This is a genomic window from Alishewanella tabrizica (genome assembly GCF_014652375.1).
GTDB classification, from domain to species: Bacteria; Pseudomonadota; Gammaproteobacteria; order Enterobacterales; family Alteromonadaceae; genus Alishewanella; species Alishewanella tabrizica.
Map to the genome: position 1 here is coordinate 285,247 of NZ_BMYR01000002.1, position 18,860 is coordinate 304,106.

An 18,860-nucleotide genomic window follows, 5' to 3' on the forward strand; every position below is an offset into this window, starting at 1 on the left:
TATGCAATATGAAGGGTTAGCAGCAGTAATAGCTGATTATATCGACCAACGCAGGTTGCAGAAGCTGGAGCCAATAGAAAAAGCATTGGAGAAAGCGCTAAAAGGTGTTGACGATGATGTTAAGCAAGCGCAGATCAACACTGAGTTTTCGCCTCAGATCCTACAAATCAACCAACAGTTTGATGTGAGGCATTGGTTAGATGATGCGGCGAAGCGTGCAAAACAAATCAGTCTTGTTACTCATGCGTTGAAGTTTACTCATGGCGATGCCAAAGGCAGCAGCGTGTTGTCACTCGAATATATGGAGGATGCCGACTATCTCGTCACGGCCAGTTTAGCCAACTTGGCTATTGATGCCGTTGGTAACGCGGCAGCATTAGATGTCGCCAAGCTACTGCAATTAGAATTTGAAGGGCAGAGTCTTGCACAGGCCCTAACAGATGGCGATTTCAGCGCTCTTGCGGTTTTTAGCGAAGATCACATGCAACTCACTGAATGGGTTGAAGGTTTCAAGTTGGCTCTGGCAGATAAAGCCTTGTCATCTCATACCTTAGCCAAACAACTGTATTTCCCCACCGCTGATGGTCAGTATCACTTGCTTAGCCCCGTATTTGCCTCGTCTCTTGCGCATCAATTTAACAGCAAAATAACTGCCGTGCGCTATGGTGATGAACCCAAAGCTATTCGGGAAGCGCGCAGGGCTGGTAAATATCATGACAAGCCAGATATTCGGTTTTTAGATACTGCAATACAAAGCTTTGGTGGCTCTAAACCACAAAATATTTCTCAGTTGAATAGTCAGCGGGGCGGTAAAACCAATTTGCTCAACTGTGCACCGCCATCCTGGCAATCGACGTTAAAGCCACCGTTAAATGACCGATCTATATTTTCTGGCCGTGAATTTAACCGCAGGGTATGGCGTGATTTACAAGAACTACAACGTTACTTACTTAGCATAAAAGGGCGCGACAGTACTTTAGAAATTCGGCGTAATATCGCCGCTTATGTAAATGATCTTATTGATGGCTTGCTAAATTATGCGGCTGAAGTGCAGGGGTTAAGCGAGTACGCTGGTTGGAGTTTGCAAAATTGCGAGTTAAAACTGGCGGAACAACTGTGGTTGGATGTCTGGTGTGAGGATCTGCTGTTCCAGCAAAAAAGGGCGAACCACAATTGGCAGCAAGATATTTGTCTGGCCTTTGCCGGTTGGTTAAATAGTAAGCTGAACAAAGCCCTGAAGAATGATGGGTTAGTGTTTGGTACTGTGCAATATCAGCATTGGGCGAAGTTGTTGTCGCCCCGGCTACGCGATTACGAGCTTGGGACAATGGTGTTTTCTGCAGCTACGGCACAAGCGGAGGCTGCAGTATGAGCAATTATATTTTGCTGGAACATATCAAAGTCCAAAATGCCAATTGTATTGCCGGTTTTACTTATGGCTTTCCGGCCATTACCCATTTCCTCGGTTATACCCACGCACTATCGCGTAAGTTACAGCAACAGTTTGGTATTGAACTAACTGGCTGTTCAGTGGTTTGCCATCAGCATCAGATACAGGCCTATCAGCCTAGTGGTTGGGGCGATTATGTTTTTGCGCTTACCCGCAACCCATTAACCAAAGATGGTAATACTGCGCCTATTGTTGAAGAAGGACGGATGCACCTTACCGTTTCATTGATTCTGGAATCAAGCAAAGCATTCAGTAGCAGCCAGCAACAACAGTTAGTTGAAACACTTACTGTGCTAGCGCAACGACAAAAGCTGGCTGGTGGCCAGGTTATTTGCCTCAAAGGTGTTAGTCTTTATAGTGATGTCGACGAGCAGGCGTTAAGCCGTAAATTGCTGCGAAAAGTGCTGCCGGGTTTTGTATTAACCGATCGCTCAGAGCTATTAAAGCAGCATTATCAGCAGTTAACCGCGACTCAGCCTAATGCCACTATGCTGGATGCCTGGCTGGATTTTGCTGCATTAACTTATCAGGCTGTCACACCGGAGAATGTTGACTCATCAACAGAACAGCATGCTGTTGAATGGGTTCGAGTACCTAAACCGGATAAAGGTTACCTAGTGCCGATAACCACCGGCTATAAAGCGATTTCAGCGCTTCATCCTGCTGGCGCTGTTGCCAATAGCCGTGATCCACAATATCCGTTTTGTTTCGTTGAATCTACTTATGGCGTTGGGCAGTGGTTAAGCCCGCACCGTGTCCCTGATTTACGGGATGTTGTCTGGCGTTATCGACAGCAGGGCCCCTGGTATTTATGTACAACAAACACCTCAAAAAATGTATTAAAGCTGGATCCGGAGCAGGAAGCCGCTTTAGCTGAACTTACAGAAACCGAAATTACTTTCTACTAAAAAGGAACTTACTTATGAATACTACTTTAAAAACAGCATCGGTACTGGCTTTTGAAGCCAAACTGGCAAATTCAGACGCTATTATGGCCAGTGGCAACTGGGAAGAGCGCGCAAATGCCAACAGTTTTTTGCCTGTCACGGTTAAAGAAAAAGCGGTACGTGGCACTATTTCAAACCGGTTAAAGTCGGCTTTGGCCAGCGATCCTGCAAAGGTTGATGCTGAAGTGCAAAAAGCTAATCTACAAACCGTTGATAATGCCGCACTGCCGTTTGAGCACGATACGCTTAAAGTTAGTTTCACTTTAAGAGTCATTGGCGATTTAGCGACACCTTCTACTTGTAATGATCCTGAATACCAGCAGGCATTAGCCAGTCTTATTAACGGCTATGCAGAACAAACCCAATTTACTGAGTTAGCTAATCGTTATGCAGCCAATATTGCTAATGGCCGTTTTTTGTGGCGCAACCGGGTAGGCGCTGAAGCAGTAGAAGTGCAGGTAACTCATGGTAACGAGCCCTGGGTGTTTGATAGTCAGCAGTTTGATTTACGCAGTTTTGCAGAGCCAAAAGGCGATTTAGCAAAATTAGCGCAAGTAATTAAACAGGGTCTGACAGGTGAAAGTTTTGCGTTACTTAAAGTAAATGCCTTTGTAAAACTGGGCGCTGGTCAGGCAGTTTATCCATCACAAGAGTTGGTTATGGGGGGCGGCAAAGGTGATAAAAGCAAGTTCTTATACCAGTTGGATGGTGTAGCTGCCATGCACTCGCAAAAAATAGGCAATGCTTTGCGCACTATTGACACCTGGCACCCTGAAACTGCAGAGGTTGGAGCAATAGCAGTAGAACCTTACGGTTCAGTAACCAACCGTGGTAAAGCCTATCGCCAGCCAAAAGATAACATGGATTTTTATAAATTACTGGATAGCTGGGTTCTTAAAGGTAAAACTCCATCGTTAGAACAACAGCACTACATAATGGCTATGTTTATTCGTGGTGGCGTATTTGGTGAAGCCGGTTAAGGGGGCTGACTATGGATAGTTTTATCGAAATAAGGGTATTGCCCGATTTAGAAGCTGATGCCAACTTTCTAATGAATAACCTGTGCTCAAAACTGCATGCAGTGCTAGGGCAGATAACTAAGGGTAAAGTAGGCGTTAGTTTCCCCGGATATGCGCAGGCTGGTATGAATCTTGGTTCTCAGCTACGTATTCATGGCACTGCAAGTATGCTAGAAAAGCTGATGGCTGAAAACTGGCTAAAAGGGCTCAGAGATTATTGTGATTGCAGCGCGTTACAGCCAGTCCCTGCCAATGCCAAACAGCGTTATTTTGCAAGACGGCAACTCAAAAGCGTACACAATAAACGTCAACGCTCTGTTGGCAAAGGTTGGTTAACGCATGATGAGGCATTGAGCAAAATCAGTGACGAATCAGAAAAAAAGCTAAAGCTACCATTTTTGCAATTAACCAGTCGTGGTAATAAGCAGCAAATGAAAGTGTTTATAGAGCAGGGGCCGGTAGTAGAGCATGCAATAGTAGGTAGTTTTAATTCATACGGTCTAAGTCGATTATCTGAAAAAGTAACAGTTCCTTGGTTCTAACCCTTTTTTGAGCAACCGCTGACAGCCCTTACCATATAAGGGCTGCTTTTTATCCTTATAAAAAGGGTAAATGACCCAAAGAGTCAAATGTTCTTTAATAATCAGGTTATTAGTGCTTAAATGCACTGCTTCACTGCCGAACAGGCAGCTTAGAAATTGGGGCAATAACAATGAAAATGGCAGTATACCTTCACTGCCGAACAGGCAGCTTAGAAACTGTTGACGGGTCTATAGATATTGTTGGGGTGCTTCACTGCCGAACAGGCAGCTTAGAAAAAGCTGGCGCGCGATCCATTCCATTGGTACGTCTTCACTGCCGAACAGGCAGCTTAGAAAAATGACGAGCTAGTGGGGTTTTACGACTACGGCTTCACTGCCGAACAGGCAGCTTAGAAAAAGCAGTTTAATGAACGAATTGAACGGATGGCCTTCACTGCCGAACAGGCAGCTTAGAAAATCGAGTCCATGCCGATAACGTTAACGGTCGGCTTCACTGCCGAACAGGCAGCTTAGAAAAGATGCGTCTTGTATCTGTTGCAGCGTAGACCCTTCACTGCCGAACAGGCAGCTTAGAAACTGGCTGATAACCCACGGCGGGACATGATGGCCTTCACTGCCGAACAGGCAGCTTAGAAACGCGCTATAGCGGAGTGTGAGGCAAGGATTAGGCTTCACTGCCGAACAGGCAGCTTAGAAACACAACAACTAAGACAAATGGCAGTAGAATCGCTTCACTGCCGAACAGGCAGCTTAGAAAGAAATCACAGCAGAGCGAGGCGTGGCTCAGTACTTCACTGCCGAACAGGCAGCTTAGAAACGTTTCGCTACGCTGTAATCTATAACGATAGCCTTCACTGCCGAACAGGCAGCTTAGAAAAGTTTACGCGCCAAACAGCATAAGTGTCACCACTTCACTGCCGAACAGGCAGCTTAGAAAAAGCCACTCGCGCGGAACTTGCGCATCATAAGCTTCACTGCCGAACAGGCAGCTTAGAAAAACACCCACCGCGCAAAGCCCTGCCAATAAAGCTTCACTGCCGAACAGGCAGCTTAGAAAAGTTGCGCGGCAAATGGGAAGCACCCGACCTACTTCACTGCCGAACAGGCAGCTTAGAAAAAGGTGATGCTAGGCAAGCACGGCTACTCAGACTTCACTGCCGAACAGGCAGCTTAGAAAAGCCACAGCAATGGTCACACCGCCATCATCCTCTTCACTGCCGAACAGGCAGCTTAGAAAAGCTAAACAGTCAATACCAACACCACCAACAACTTCACTGCCGAACAGGCAGCTTAGAAATTAGCATCAAGCGGTGCTGTAACCTTTACCGCCTTCACTGCCGAACAGGCAGCTTAGAAAAGCAAACGAGAATAAGCCCCCTTCGATGCTTACTTCACTGCCGAACAGGCAGCTTAGAAACTGTAACACCCCATCAAGATAAATACTTACTACTTCACTGCCGAACAGGCAGCTTAGAAAAATACCGCGCCAACTGCTGCCAATTCTGTACTTCTTCACTGCCGAACAGGCAGCTTAGAAACGATGGGGCCAAGCAACAGTGTTAAAATAAAGCTTCACTGCCGAACAGGCAGCTTAGAAAAATACCAGCGCCTTTAGCTTTGAACCCTTTAACTTCACTGCCGAACAGGCAGCTTAGAAATAGAAACAAGCACAGGGCTATGATGATGATCCCTTCACTGCCGAACAGGCAGCTTAGAAATTAAATATACCTCCCCCTGCTGGCGCTGGTTGCTTCACTGCCGAACAGGCAGCTTAGAAACGTAGGCGTTAACCTGCCTGAAAGCATCCTCTCTTCACTGCCGAACAGGCAGCTTAGAAAATCAATAACACCGATATGCGACCAATGCGATACTTCACTGCCGAACAGGCAGCTTAGAAACCTTGCACCTGCGCGTATCTCACTGATAAAGGCTTCACTGCCGAACAGGCAGCTTAGAAATGCTAATAAAACAGGCATTCCGAAATAGCGGTCTTCACTGCCGAACAGGCAGCTTAGAAAGCTCAGGTGTTGTGCCGTCCGGCACTTCAATCCTTCACTGCCGAACAGGCAGCTTAGAAAAACTTAAAGCGCTATGCCGATATTGTGAAAGACTTCACTGCCGAACAGGCAGCTTAGAAATGTTATTGTGCGGCTCAGCGGTATTGACAAACCTTCACTGCCGAACAGGCAGCTTAGAAATCAATGTGATAGCTGCGCTCAAACCCGTAGGCCTTCACTGCCGAACAGGCAGCTTAGAAATGCCAGTAACGCCACCAGGCATCCTTAAATATCTTCACTGCCGAACAGGCAGCTTAGAAAACTAACCATAAACCATTAGAAGAAAAGACTCTCTTCACTGCCGAACAGGCAGCTTAGAAACATTGATGGGCGTGCAGCGAGTATGATTAAGTCTTCACTGCCGAACAGGCAGCTTAGAAAAGTCAATAGCATCTTCTTTCGTTGGGAACTTTCTTCACTGCCGAACAGGCAGCTTAGAAAAAGACACTATCATTCCGCAATTGGAGCTTTACCTTCACTGCCGAACAGGCAGCTTAGAAAAGAGGAATGGTAAAGATTGGCGCTTCACGATTCTTCACTGCCGAACAGGCAGCTTAGAAATTGGCTGTATCTTGTAACGGTTTCGCCTTGGCCTTCACTGCCGAACAGGCAGCTTAGAAACGTGATGATATTGACACTGTGCGCCAGCGGCTCTTCACTGCCGAACAGGCAGCTTAGAAAAGAAATAATCAAAGGCGTAGAGCCTGAGTGTATCTTCACTGCCGAACAGGCAGCTTAGAAAATACAGAGAGGCGCTAATCAATAAAATAGGGCCTTCACTGCCGAACAGGCAGCTTAGAAAAGTAAGCCACCCACCACACCACCAAGCGATACCTTCACTGCCGAACAGGCAGCTTAGAAATTGACCGCCTACCGATTCAATAACGTTACCGCCTTCACTGCCGAACAGGCAGCTTAGAAAAAAAAAGATGGGAAGATGATCCAGAGTATTGCCTTCACTGCCGAACAGGCAGCTTAGAAAATGAAGAAGCGCTACAGCAGGCGCGCGACTATCTTCACTGCCGAACAGGCAGCTTAGAAATGACCAGCTCAGCATGGCAGGCGTTCAGGTAGCTTCACTGCCGAACAGGCAGCTTAGAAAATGCGCACAAACTTAGATTGTTTTTGTCTTAGCTTCACTGCCGAACAGGCAGCTTAGAAATCGCCCGTTTTCATTGCGGTGTCGGCGTAAATCTTCACTGCCGAACAGGCAGCTTAGAAACAAGCTCGTTACCGCCTTCATAGCTACCGGTTCTTCACTGCCGAACAGGCAGCTTAGAAATGGCGAAACAAGTGAGACCATCGAACAAAAACCTTCACTGCCGAACAGGCAGCTTAGAAAAACAGTAATTACACTCTGGCTCGTTGTTATGGCTTCACTGCCGAACAGGCAGCTTAGAAAAAGGAAAAGTAAAACCCATAGTTGAAGAATTTCTTCACTGCCGAACAGGCAGCTTAGAAAAAAACGCAAACCACGCAATCAACAGAAATCACCTTCACTGCCGAACAGGCAGCTTAGAAAACAACGAAGCGCTACAGCAGGCACGCGACTATCTTCACTGCCGAACAGGCAGCTTAGAAATGCCGACAAATCAGGCGTACCGCTTATTGTGGCTTCACTGCCGAACAGGCAGCTTAGAAAATGGGAAATTGTACAAAGCATTGTGAACACCACTTCACTGCCGAACAGGCAGCTTAGAAAACTAAAATCAGAGCGAGAGCGTTTTATTGATGCTTCACTGCCGAACAGGCAGCTTAGAAATAGCCGACGCGGTTAAGCTGGCGGCAAAGTGGCTTCACTGCCGAACAGGCAGCTTAGAAAATCATCAGCCCACGCCTGCCAAGGGTCTCCAACTTCACTGCCGAACAGGCAGCTTAGAAATGTGACAATCCAAACGGCCATTATGCTATAAACTTCACTGCCGAACAGGCAGCTTAGAAACATGAAAAAATCCGGCTAACAAGGCCGGACAAGCTTCACTGCCGAACAGGCAGCTTAGAAAAAGTCGAGCACGCTATCATCATGAACGCGCGTCTTCACTGCCGAACAGGCAGCTTAGAAATATGCTATCGGCGCAAGTAAGTCAATCAGCAACTTCACTGCCGAACAGGCAGCTTAGAAATATCCGCGTTTTTTGACGGCACAGAATTACCGCTTCACTGCCGAACAGGCAGCTTAGAAAGTACTCGTGCGCGACAACCTGCCGGCGTAGCCCTTCACTGCCGAACAGGCAGCTTAGAAAATTAACAGCGCTCACAGGCTTCACAGGGCAAGCTTCACTGCCGAACAGGCAGCTTAGAAATTGACCACCCACCGATTCAATAACGTTACCGCCTTCACTGCCGAACAGGCAGCTTAGAAATGATGGCGTTGTGGCTATCGGTGCGAGATTCACTTCACTGCCGAACAGGCAGCTTAGAAATACGCTGAGAACTTCCCTGCTCAGCCGAGGGGCTTCACTGCCGAACAGGCAGCTTAGAAACTGAAAACATGGTCGGCTTTGATTCCAAAAAACTTCACTGCCGAACAGGCAGCTTAGAAAGGAAAAAAAACCAACAATTGGCGCAAATATGCCTTCACTGCCGAACAGGCAGCTTAGAAAGCCATGCCCCCTTTATGGGGGGCATGGTGGGCTTCACTGCCGAACAGGCAGCTTAGAAATGCTTAGCTATTTCTATGCGGAATTGCTCGATCTTCACTGCCGAACAGGCAGCTTAGAAACAACCATTAACCGCAGTAACTGGCTTAGTCGGCTTCACTGCCGAACAGGCAGCTTAGAAATAACAGTTCAGGCATCAACAACGGCACGCTGACTTCACTGCCGAACAGGCAGCTTAGAAAAATCCTGCAAGCCTGTTAACCGCGCCCAATATCTTCACTGCCGAACAGGCAGCTTAGAAAGTACTAGGGCAGGGCGTAGCAGTCGACAGCCGCTTCACTGCCGAACAGGCAGCTTAGAAATAGCCACTCGCGCGGAACTTGCGCATCATAGCCTTCACTGCCGAACAGGCAGCTTAGAAAATGCCGCATCAAGACTGCTGATATTGTCGATGCTTCACTGCCGAACAGGCAGCTTAGAAAATGAAAAAATCCGACTAACGAGGCCAGAAAAACTTCACTGCCGAACAGGCAGCTTAGAAAGATCAGCAAGCCGCCCGCCAGCGCGGTACCGCCTTCACTGCCGAACAGGCAGCTTAGAAACACCTGGGACGGGTAAGACTTTCACTGTTAAACTTCACTGCCGAACAGGCAGCTTAGAAAACTGCCGATAGGTTTGGATGCTGTGCCGTCATCTTCACTGCCGAACAGGCAGCTTAGAAAGCTACCAACAAACGCGGCTAAATCGCTGTCCTCTTCACTGCCGAACAGGCAGCTTAGAAACTGCCAGCCTAGCGTTACCGTTTTACCGATAGCTTCACTGCCGAACAGGCAGCTTAGAAAGTTACCTAGAATCTTATAGCGCTGTGTATTGCCTTCACTGCCGAACAGGCAGCTTAGAAAAACACTATGTTTTGTGGTGATTTTGTTTCGTTCTTCACTGCCGAACAGGCAGCTTAGAAATAGCATAAACGTCGCGGCTTTGTACCATACGTCTTCACTGCCGAACAGGCAGCTTAGAAAATGCCACCCTTGCTTTTCTTTTCGTCATTCACCTTCACTGCCGAACAGGCAGCTTAGAAAAGAAAATATTAGCCGAATTTAAAACAGACCTGCTTCACTGCCGAACAGGCAGCTTAGAAAATCGAAGCCATTGCGCAAATTGTTGCGGGCATCTTCACTGCCGAACAGGCAGCTTAGAAAGCTAAGTTATTGTTAGTTGCATACTCTAGCGGCTTCACTGCCGAACAGGCAGCTTAGAAAGCTACAACAGCAAACCAGCCACACCCGCTGGCCTTCACTGCCGAACAGGCAGCTTAGAAACTCAAAACGCAGTGATATTGGGCTTGCCGTACCTTCACTGCCGAACAGGCAGCTTAGAAAGCTGGGCTGCTGCTGTAGCTGATGATCACGTTCTTCACTGCCGAACAGGCAGCTTAGAAAAAGCCTTTCCAGCCCACTGGCGGCAACTCCCCCTTCACTGCCGAACAGGCAGCTTAGAAAGTCAGGCACGTTTACGGGCGTTAAATGTAGCGCTTCACTGCCGAACAGGCAGCTTAGAAATGCTAAAATTTGCAGCGTACCTGTACCAATCACTTCACTGCCGAACAGGCAGCTTAGAAATACATACTGCTCGCCTTGGAAAACTAGCACGCCTTCACTGCCGAACAGGCAGCTTAGAAATACACAGAGTATCAGCGGCAGGATATACAGGTCTTCACTGCCGAACAGGCAGCTTAGAAAATGACACAGGCAGGTCTGTAACGTTTGAAACGCTTCACTGCCGAACAGGCAGCTTAGAAAAACGGGTAGATTTAACCCTGTACCGCCTGATACTTCACTGCCGAACAGGCAGCTTAGAAAGTACTGCTCGAAATTCTCCGCATAATGCAAAGCTTCACTGCCGAACAGGCAGCTTAGAAAATCAAGGCGGCCAAATCTCCTACTATTTCCAACTTCACTGCCGAACAGGCAGCTTAGAAAATCAAGGCGGCCAAATCTCCTACTATTTCCAACTTCACTGCCGAACAGGCAGCTTAGAAAAGCCCGACAGACAGCCAGAAACTTGACAATGCCTTCACTGCCGAACAGGCAGCTTAGAAAAGTTAATCGGAATGCCAGCAACTAAAGCCGCTCTTCACTGCCGAACAGGCAGCTTAGAAAGCCAAAGCCACATGGATTTACATTTGAAGATTCTTCACTGCCGAACAGGCAGCTTAGAAAATGAAACCAAAGTTGACACCTAGACAATACACCTTCACTGCCGAACAGGCAGCTTAGAAATGCCCGCTGTACGTAATGATTATTGACCCGCCCTTCACTGCCGAACAGGCAGCTTAGAAAACGCAGCCCAATCGAAGATGAGTGGGCAGACACTTCACTGCCGAACAGGCAGCTTAGAAAAAACTATCAAGCGGCGGTCGTGCCGCATACCCTTCACTGCCGAACAGGCAGCTTAGAAACATATCCGTTATCGGCTTGCGCAACGCCTTAACCTTCACTGCCGAACAGGCAGCTTAGAAGTATGCCGCAGGAGGCTGCACAAGGTGCAGAGCCTTCACTGCCGAACAGGCAGCTTAGAAAAAGCCGTGTAAGCGTGGATCGCAAGAGCGTTACTTCACTGCCGAACAGGCAGCTTAGAAAAGAACCTCCACCAGTTGAGCCACCGCCACCAGCTTCACTGCCGAACAGGCAGCTTAGAAATGATACGCCTATCATCGTTATCATGCAGCGATCTTCACTGCCGAACAGGCAGCTTAGAAATCCAATCAAAAAGCCCCGCCGAAGCGGGGCATCTTCACTGCCGAACAGGCAGCTTAGAAATAGTGCCACACAAACAAAGGCCCCGTTATTTTCTTCACTGCCGAACAGGCAGCTTAGAAATAGTGCCACACAAACAAAGGCCCCGTTATTTTCTTCACTGCCGAACAGGCAGCTTAGAAAAGCCACGTATGCAACCCCGGGTGACATTCCTACTTCACTGCCGAACAGGCAGCTTAGAAAACCAACACTTAAACCAGATGATGCAGCGGCAACTTCACTGCCGAACAGGCAGCTTAGAAAAACTACTCTTACCTTTGAGTAGTTGGTGTTATCTTCACTGCCGAACAGGCAGCTTAGAAAGCCTTCGTCTTTGTGGTTTATCAGGTGACATTCTTCACTGCCGAACAGGCAGCTTAGAAAGGTAAACGTTACGTGTGATTGATTACCACAATCTTCACTGCCGAACAGGCAGCTTAGAAAACACTTAAATACTGCGAACGTGATCAAGATCGCTTCACTGCCGAACAGGCAGCTTAGAAAGTCGCCATCATACAGCGAATATTGCTTTTCTTCTTCACTGCCGAACAGGCAGCTTAGAAACAATACAAATAATGGGGCGCTTGCTCTGTCAATCTTCACTGCCGAACAGGCAGCTTAGAAATACCACGATATTTATATTCTGTGGCGTATCTGCTTCACTGCCGAACAGGCAGCTTAGAAATCTCTGTGATAATAACCGCAACGTATGCAAATCTTCACTGCCGAACAGGCAGCTTAGAAATGTGCCAGTTCGTTTTTGTTCAGCATCTTTGTCTTCACTGCCGAACAGGCAGCTTAGAAAGTCACGAACAATAGCTAAATAAAAATCATAAACTTCAATGCCGAACAGGCAGCTTAGAAATGATTGCGCTCGGTGATTGTGCCGCCCAAAGTCTTCACTGCCGCACAGGCAGCTTAGAAATTTACCCAAACGGTGCTACTGTTGACTGGTCTGTTCACTGCCGGACAGGCAGCAAGATTTTCCAACAATGCAAAACTGATCCACTTCAACAATTGAAATCTGATCCACTTATTTCTCTACCGGCATACATTCTAGAAATATATTATTATCAATTTATTGCATACCTAGCAGTTATAGTTCGCCTTGCCATGAGCAGGCGCGCGGATTTAGCAATTTTTTGTATAAGACTGTTTCTATACAAAAGCTTGCTTAAACCCGCCTATTGCTATTGTTTAAAGAGTATTTTCGAAATACCCACAATGCAAAACATTGAGGTTTTTATATCTTTATTAAATAAGGTTATTAATATTTTTCGAGCCTTACGAGTACGTTTATCGTCTGATCTGCGTGTTGCTAATACAAGCGCGGCGATACTTGTACTGAGTGAGGATAAGGCCAAGAAGCGACTGGCGAGGCAGTGTTTCGATGCCACTCTTGCCTGTTCTGGGCTGGTTGATGTTGAGTGGAGTTTGTAAAGGAATTCAAGCCCACCACGCAAAATCTGAGCTTTTAGCTAGCAGGCTGGGTAAGGATAATTAACACACCGCTCCAATCTAAACTGCGGCTTTGATTACCAACAGGAGCGATTTCTACGCCGGTGTAGATGCCTAGCAAGGGGATTTGTGCTTGCGTTAGCACACGTTGGATGAGTTTGGCTTCTGCTTGATTACCACAAATGCGCCCCGCGCAATCAAAGTATAGCGCGACAATAGGCTGGTGTTTATCGTCTTTGATGTGTTGTAGCAACTGTTCGGTTTGTTGTTGGGCTGCCTGCAGAATACTCTCTGTATCGCGCTGCATAATTTGCACTTGCATGCCTTCGTGAAAATCGGGTTCAAATAGAATGATTCCGTCATCGTTAGGCAATACGCCGCTGATCAGGCGCGTAACAAATGGCGTGCTGTACGAGGTTGGTATAGCAGAGGGATAACGGACACCGAGCGCTAGGCGTCTCACGGGGTGTTGTTGTCGCCATAAACTGTTGCCACTAACCTTGTCTAAAATGGCTGTTACTGGAGTATTGTCTAGCGTGTAAAGAAACTGCTGAAAAATACCTGTTATGGTAAAGCGTTGATGGTTGACTGGCGTGCAGCCATGCATGGCACTTATGTAAGGTTTTATTGCGCCCGACATCGTTAACGCTGTTGCTAAATGTTGACTGGCCTGTTGTTGATAAAATTGGCAAGTCGGACCAAATTGTAAATCAGCCAATAAACCGGCACCTACAATTGGCGTGCTAGCTGAAATTCGTTGGTATAATCCTTGAAGTAAAGGCGGTGAGGGAACGAGCACGGCAGGTTGTTGTTGACTGCCCGCATAACGCACTGAATCATAGAATAAGATGATTAACTCAGGATGTGTAAAAGCTGATAATGCCGCGCCTAAAGCTTGCCCAGCGAGAAAGGGATCACGTGCAAGTAAGTCGCTACAGGCGGCTTGAAATGTTACGTCGTTATGCACTGCGGTTAAGGCTAACGCCGCTGCGGGATACCCTTGTACGTCGATGATTTCCTGCGTGATGATCCCCACGGCTGAACCGCCCAATATCAGGGTATTTGCGCCGCATACGGCTCTAGCGCCATCGAGTAAACGCTGGTAATCGGTATTGGCACTGCAAAATAACAGTAACACGTCAGCCTGTGACAGGTCGCCATTTAACATTGCACGCGTTGCTAAATCTTTGCCTGCGTTAAACGCGGCGGCGGTGTTACTAAACGCTATCCCTGCGCGCATAAACTCTGTCCGTTTATTTACATGTGGTTATTTTAACGCAAATCAGCACATCTGCTAACACTTTCTTTTGCGCTATTTGCAAAGCGAGTTTATTGCATGTGTTGCTATCGTTGCTATCATTGCTTATCGGTTATGCTGAGCAGGCGGTAATGCGCGAGCTTGCATTTCTATAAAACTGTTTTATGCTGCCTACAATATATATTGCAGGTTGGTGCAAATGATAGGATTTTTAGTTTTACTGGTATTAGGCGTACTCGTTGGGGCAGTTTGTGGCATTGTAGCCATCGTACGTTTTAGTCAGTTACATCAGCAGCTCCAGCAGTTACAACAGCAATTGCAGCATTTGCAGGCAAGGTTTACGGCTAAGCCGAGTGACTCGAATTCATCATCGCCCACTTCAGCGACTCATGTCGACAGTCAAATGTTAGATGCCATCGTGCCTGTAACGCCTTATTCTGATGCAACCTTGGCGAGTAATGTGCCAACGCATGCTACAACGAATGCGCCAGCTACGGATCCCACGCTTATTATTAGTCCTATCGCGTATCATCACTTCGCTGAAACGACCTCGTCGAGAGAAACATTGATTGCCAATGCAGAACATGCAGAGCAAGCGGAGCAAATTAAAAGTTCTGTAGATCAGGGTGGGCGCCAACGTGAAATCAGTTCAGAAAGTATTGCAACAAGTTCTGTTAATAAGCCTAATACTGTAAACAGCAATTGGCTAAGCTGGTTAGAGCGCCAACTTATTGATCGCGGCATGGTGTGGCTAGGGGCTATTGCTTTAGCTTTTGGCGGAGTGTTTTTAGTGCGACATTCATTAGATGCGGGCTGGTTTTCGCCGACGTTACGGATTGCCAGTGGCGTGCTGCTAGGGCTGCTGTTACTGGGCGTGAGTGAGTGGCTGCATCAGAGAAAAATGCTGAGTCAAAGGTTAGAAAATTATATTCCGGCGGCATTAGCCAGTGCGGGCTTTATTACGATGTATGCTGCGCTGTTAATGGCGCAGAACCTGTATCAACTTATTCATCCGCTGCTTACCTTTGGCTTGTTGGCAAGCGTTGCGCTAACCGCGTCGTGGTTTTCGTTACGGCAAGGACCTATTTTAGCAGTGATCGGCATTATTGGTGCTTATGCGGTACCCATTTTGGTGGATACCGGCAGTCAAAATATACTGGGGTTAGTTTGCTATTTAGGGCTGATCACAGCATCGTCGGTGTGGGTAGAGCGCTATGTACAACGCGCGTGGTTATGGTTTTTGCCTATGCTGGCGCATTGTGCTTGGCTAACACTATTGATTATAGAGACTGGCGCGAGTCAGGTAGGGGTTTTATGGTGTGCCTTATTGCTAAGTTTTTTGGGATTAGTCTGGTTGCCACGCATCCAGTATGGTCGGCATGTGCAATTTGCGCCGGTATCCATGCGGTTGTGGTTGCCGCCTTTACGAGAGCATAGCTTAGGGTTAGTTTTATTGCTATTGAGCGTATTGTTACAGTTCCAATCAGCAAGTCCGTATCACTTTTATGCCACCCTTGCGTTAATGGTAGTGCTGTGGATGGCTGCGCTAACGGATGCCCGTTCAGAGTGTTGGTTGTGGGCCGCGGGGCTTATGGCGTTGCTTTGGATAAGCTTGCAGCAAGTGGTACTGATTAGCGATACCTTTACCCTATTTGATGGCATTGTACTGCACTGGCAAATTCTGCTGTGGCTGATCATTGCAGCGTCGTTGCTGGTGTCCGTTCGGATGCCGCAGCGTTTACAATGGTCTGCTTTTCTCGCTATTGCCCCTATTTTGGTCTTAGCGCTAAGCTTTTATCAATTGCCGCTGGCCTCTAAGCCGTTATTGCAATTGGCATGGATGTTTTATGCTGCCCTATTGGTGATTGTGCAAGCACTCTTGGCAAAGCGCGCGCGCTTACCCGTGCAAGCCTTTATCCATGGTGCTGGTGCTAATTTGGCGCTGAGCTTTAGTTTTACCCTCTATTTAAGTGCCGCAAATCTTACGTTGGCACTGGCGTTACAAGTGGTGATGTTAACGCTGTTAGCAATAAAACAACGGTTTCCTATACCGCATTGGGTGCTCAAAGCCCTTATTGCGGTCATCTTATTCCGTTTAACCGTCGCGCCGATGCTGGGGAGTTACGAAACGATTACTTTCTCAGGATGGCATTGGTCGCTCTGGGTGTATCCTGTGGTACTGAGCTGTTTTATGTTGGCTACCCGCCTGTGGCGACACACAGTGCTACAGCCATGGCTCGAAGGGGCGTGTTTGCATCTTGTAGCCGTGTTCATTACGGTACAAAGCCAATATTGGTTAAATGATCGGAGCCTAGATTTTAGCCAAATTACCTTTCAAACCCTCAGCGTTCACAGCGCCAATTGGCTATTATTGGCTTGGGTGTATCACTGGCGCAGTGAGCTGGCGGGCGCCTTACAGCGATTATACCGCATAGTTGCCGCCGGGCTGGTGGGCATGGCGCTTGTAGTACAAGCCGCAGTCTTGCTGCACTATAATCCATTTTTTAGCCATCAGGCGGTAGGCGAGTGGCCTGTTTTTAATTGGATTTTAGTCCTGTGGGGGATCCCTGCATTATTGCTGATTGCGCTGGCGCTTTTAAAAAGGCCACAGCTTTATCATCCATGGGGCTATACGATTGCTGCTGCGTTGGGCACCTTATTTGTATTAGGTAGCGTACGGCAGTTTTGGCAAGGGCCGATCATTGCTTGGAACTTACCCACCAGTACTGCTGAACATTATAGTTATTCTGTGGTGTTTTTAGCCTTGGCGGCTTTGTTAATTGTGCTGGCTGAATTACGGCAATGGTGGCCGCTGCGTAAAGCCGGCTTTGTCTTACTCAGCGTAGTGGTATTTAAGGTATTTGTGTTTGATCTAAACGAGCTTACGGGTTTACTGCGGGCCGCGTCATTTATCGGTTTGGGCGCAAGCCTAGTATTACTCAGCGCCTTATTTCAGCGTTTAGCAAAGCAGGTTAGGCCAGCGTAGCGGGTTCGGTTTGGTAGCGGCCGTTATAATCAAAATAGCTTTCTAGGTGCTGCCAGCCATGCTTTTGCTTTTTAAGTAAAATAAGGTGTGGCGGCCGAAATTTTTCTGCGAAGGCACACAATTCGCTGGCGTTAGTGAAGGCGGGAAAGGGGATGCCGGGCGCTTTACTATGCGGTTTGATAAAAGCGGCAAATACTGCTTGGCGTTGCGGGCGAGTGTCTAGCTTAAACCAGCGATAAAACGGATTACCTTCAATATCGTAATACGTTACCTTAAGCGAGCCGTTATCGTCGCTCAGTTGCATACTTTGACAGCGAAACAGGTGATGGTGTTGCTGATTTAGGACTTCACGAAGACGTTTATCAGGATCCACTAAAACCGATTGGCATTGATGACAACTGCGCGCGGCAATGTCATTCTCCGCACCACATTCAGGACAGCTACGGCTGCGAAAACGAAAATCGCATTGTTGACTTTGATCTGTCCTAGCGCTGATAAGGGAGGGTACTATTCCCTGACAACGACGACCATAATGTTCAATGATATCGTCATCACTGTCGGTGAGTCCCCAAAAAATATTGGCAAAGCCACACGCCGGACACGGAACTTGAACCGGCACCGACTTGCTATTGGGTTTAGGTTGCCCGACTTCCGGAAAATACAGATCGTAACCATTGGCAGCATAATCGATAATTAAACACTCGGTTTTACCCGGCGCTAAGCGTAATCCTCGGCCGACCATTTGTTGAAATAAGCTCACCGAGGCGGTGGGGCGCAAGATGGCAATCAGATCAACATGGGGCGCATCAAAGCCCGTGGTGAGCACCGACACATTCACTAAAAACTTCAACTGCTGTGCTTTAAATTGCGTAATAAGCGCATCGCGCTCGGCATGAGGCGTATTGGCAGTAAGCAGCGCCGCAGCGGTTCCCGTCAACAATTGCATGATTTCTTCAGCATGTTTTACCGTGCCGGCAAAGATAATCACACCTTGTCGTTGCGCCGCTAAATGCATGAGTTGTTTTACAATTAAGCGCGTCGCTCGGCCCATTTTACCCAGCAGGCTATTAACGTGCGATTCCGAATACTCTCCCTGCTCGTTGGGGCTAAGCTGACTAAAATCATATTGCGCGGTTAAGCCATCGTAAAGTTTCGGTGGCGTAAGATAACCGTGTTTAATCAGTGGGCGCAGTGGCAGTTCAAAAATACAATGCTCAAAAACAGGGTTGTCGGTATTGCCAATACGGCCGTGATAATGCTGGCGATAGATCCAACCGCTGCCAAGCCGATAAGGAGTGGCGGTGAGACCGAGAATTTTTAGTTGCGGATTGTATTGGCGTAAATGGGTGAAGATCTGTTGGTATTGGCTGTTTTCGGCAAGAGTAACCCGATGACATTCGTCGATAATCAACAACGAAAAAGGCTGCGAAAAGGCCGCTACATTTCGTGCGGCAGATTGCACACTCGCTACAACGGTTTTTGTGTTACTGGTTTTTTGTTGTAAACCTGCTGCAAAAATACCAGGCGCGTCGGTGAGTGCCGCAATTTTTTCAGCATTTTGGGCTACTAATTCCTTAACATGCGTCAAAATTAACACCCGTCCGCGTGCTTGGCGGGCAAGCTCCGCAATGACAATACTTTTACCGGCGCCTGTGGGCAGTACTAATACCGCGCTTGCGGTGTTTTTTTGAAAAAACGCTATGGTCGCATCAACAGCATGCTGTTGATAATCTCGTAATTGCATG

At 47.6% G+C, this 18,860-nt stretch carries 7 protein-coding genes and 1 CRISPR repeat array; of the genes, 5 read left to right on the top strand and 2 right to left on the bottom strand.

Annotation, left to right across the window (positions count from 1 at the left end; all coding sequences use genetic code 11):
• The first annotated feature begins 1 nt into the window (after position 1).
• From csy1 to cas6f, 4 genes are read left to right on the top strand one after another with little or no spacing between them, the layout of a single operon-like run.
• The gene (csy1, locus tag IE070_RS03635; protein WP_189480556.1) at positions 2-1,372 is read left to right on the top strand and encodes a type I-F CRISPR-associated protein Csy1; all 1,371 of its coding nucleotides are present in this window, start codon (positions 2-4) and stop codon (positions 1,370-1,372) included.
• Positions 1,369-2,358: a type I-F CRISPR-associated protein Csy2 gene (csy2, locus tag IE070_RS03640; RefSeq protein WP_189480558.1), complete on the top strand. Its 990-nt coding sequence runs from the start codon at positions 1,369-1,371 to the stop codon at positions 2,356-2,358. Before csy1 ends, csy2 begins: the two co-directional genes overlap by 4 nt.
• Before the next feature lie 14 nt (positions 2,359-2,372).
• Positions 2,373-3,377: a type I-F CRISPR-associated protein Csy3 gene (gene csy3, locus IE070_RS03645; protein ID WP_189480560.1), complete on the top strand. Its 1,005-nt coding sequence runs from the start codon at positions 2,373-2,375 to the stop codon at positions 3,375-3,377.
• An 11-nt stretch (positions 3,378-3,388) separates the two neighbouring features.
• A complete protein-coding gene (gene cas6f / locus IE070_RS03650) occupies positions 3,389-3,958 on the top strand; it encodes a type I-F CRISPR-associated endoribonuclease Cas6/Csy4 (protein WP_189480562.1) in 570 nt (189 codons plus the stop codon).
• Positions 3,959-4,086: 128 nt separating this feature from the next.
• Positions 4,087-12,338: direct repeats of the CRISPR family, unit length 28 nt; unit sequence CTTCACTGCCGAACAGGCAGCTTAGAAA.
• A gap of 549 nt (positions 12,339-12,887) precedes the next feature.
• On the opposite strand, the gene IE070_RS03655 is transcribed toward cas6f, so the two are convergent.
• Positions 12,888-14,111 (bottom strand): FIST signal transduction protein, encoded by a 1,224-nt coding sequence (locus tag IE070_RS03655; RefSeq protein WP_189480564.1) that lies wholly within the window; start codon positions 14,109-14,111, stop codon positions 12,888-12,890.
• Positions 14,112-14,328: 217 nt separating this feature from the next.
• Between IE070_RS03655 and IE070_RS03660 the strand changes: the two genes are divergently transcribed.
• On the top strand, positions 14,329-17,115 hold the full coding sequence (locus IE070_RS03660; RefSeq protein WP_189480566.1) for a DUF2339 domain-containing protein: 2,787 nt from the start codon (positions 14,329-14,331) through the stop codon (positions 17,113-17,115).
• Here the strand turns inward: IE070_RS03660 and radD are convergent.
• The gene (gene radD / locus IE070_RS03665) at positions 17,102-18,859 is read right to left on the bottom strand and encodes a DNA repair helicase RadD (RefSeq protein WP_189480568.1); all 1,758 of its coding nucleotides are present in this window, start codon (positions 18,857-18,859) and stop codon (positions 17,102-17,104) included. The genes IE070_RS03660 and radD overlap by 14 nt on opposite strands.
• Between the last annotated feature and the right edge of the window lies 1 nt (position 18,860).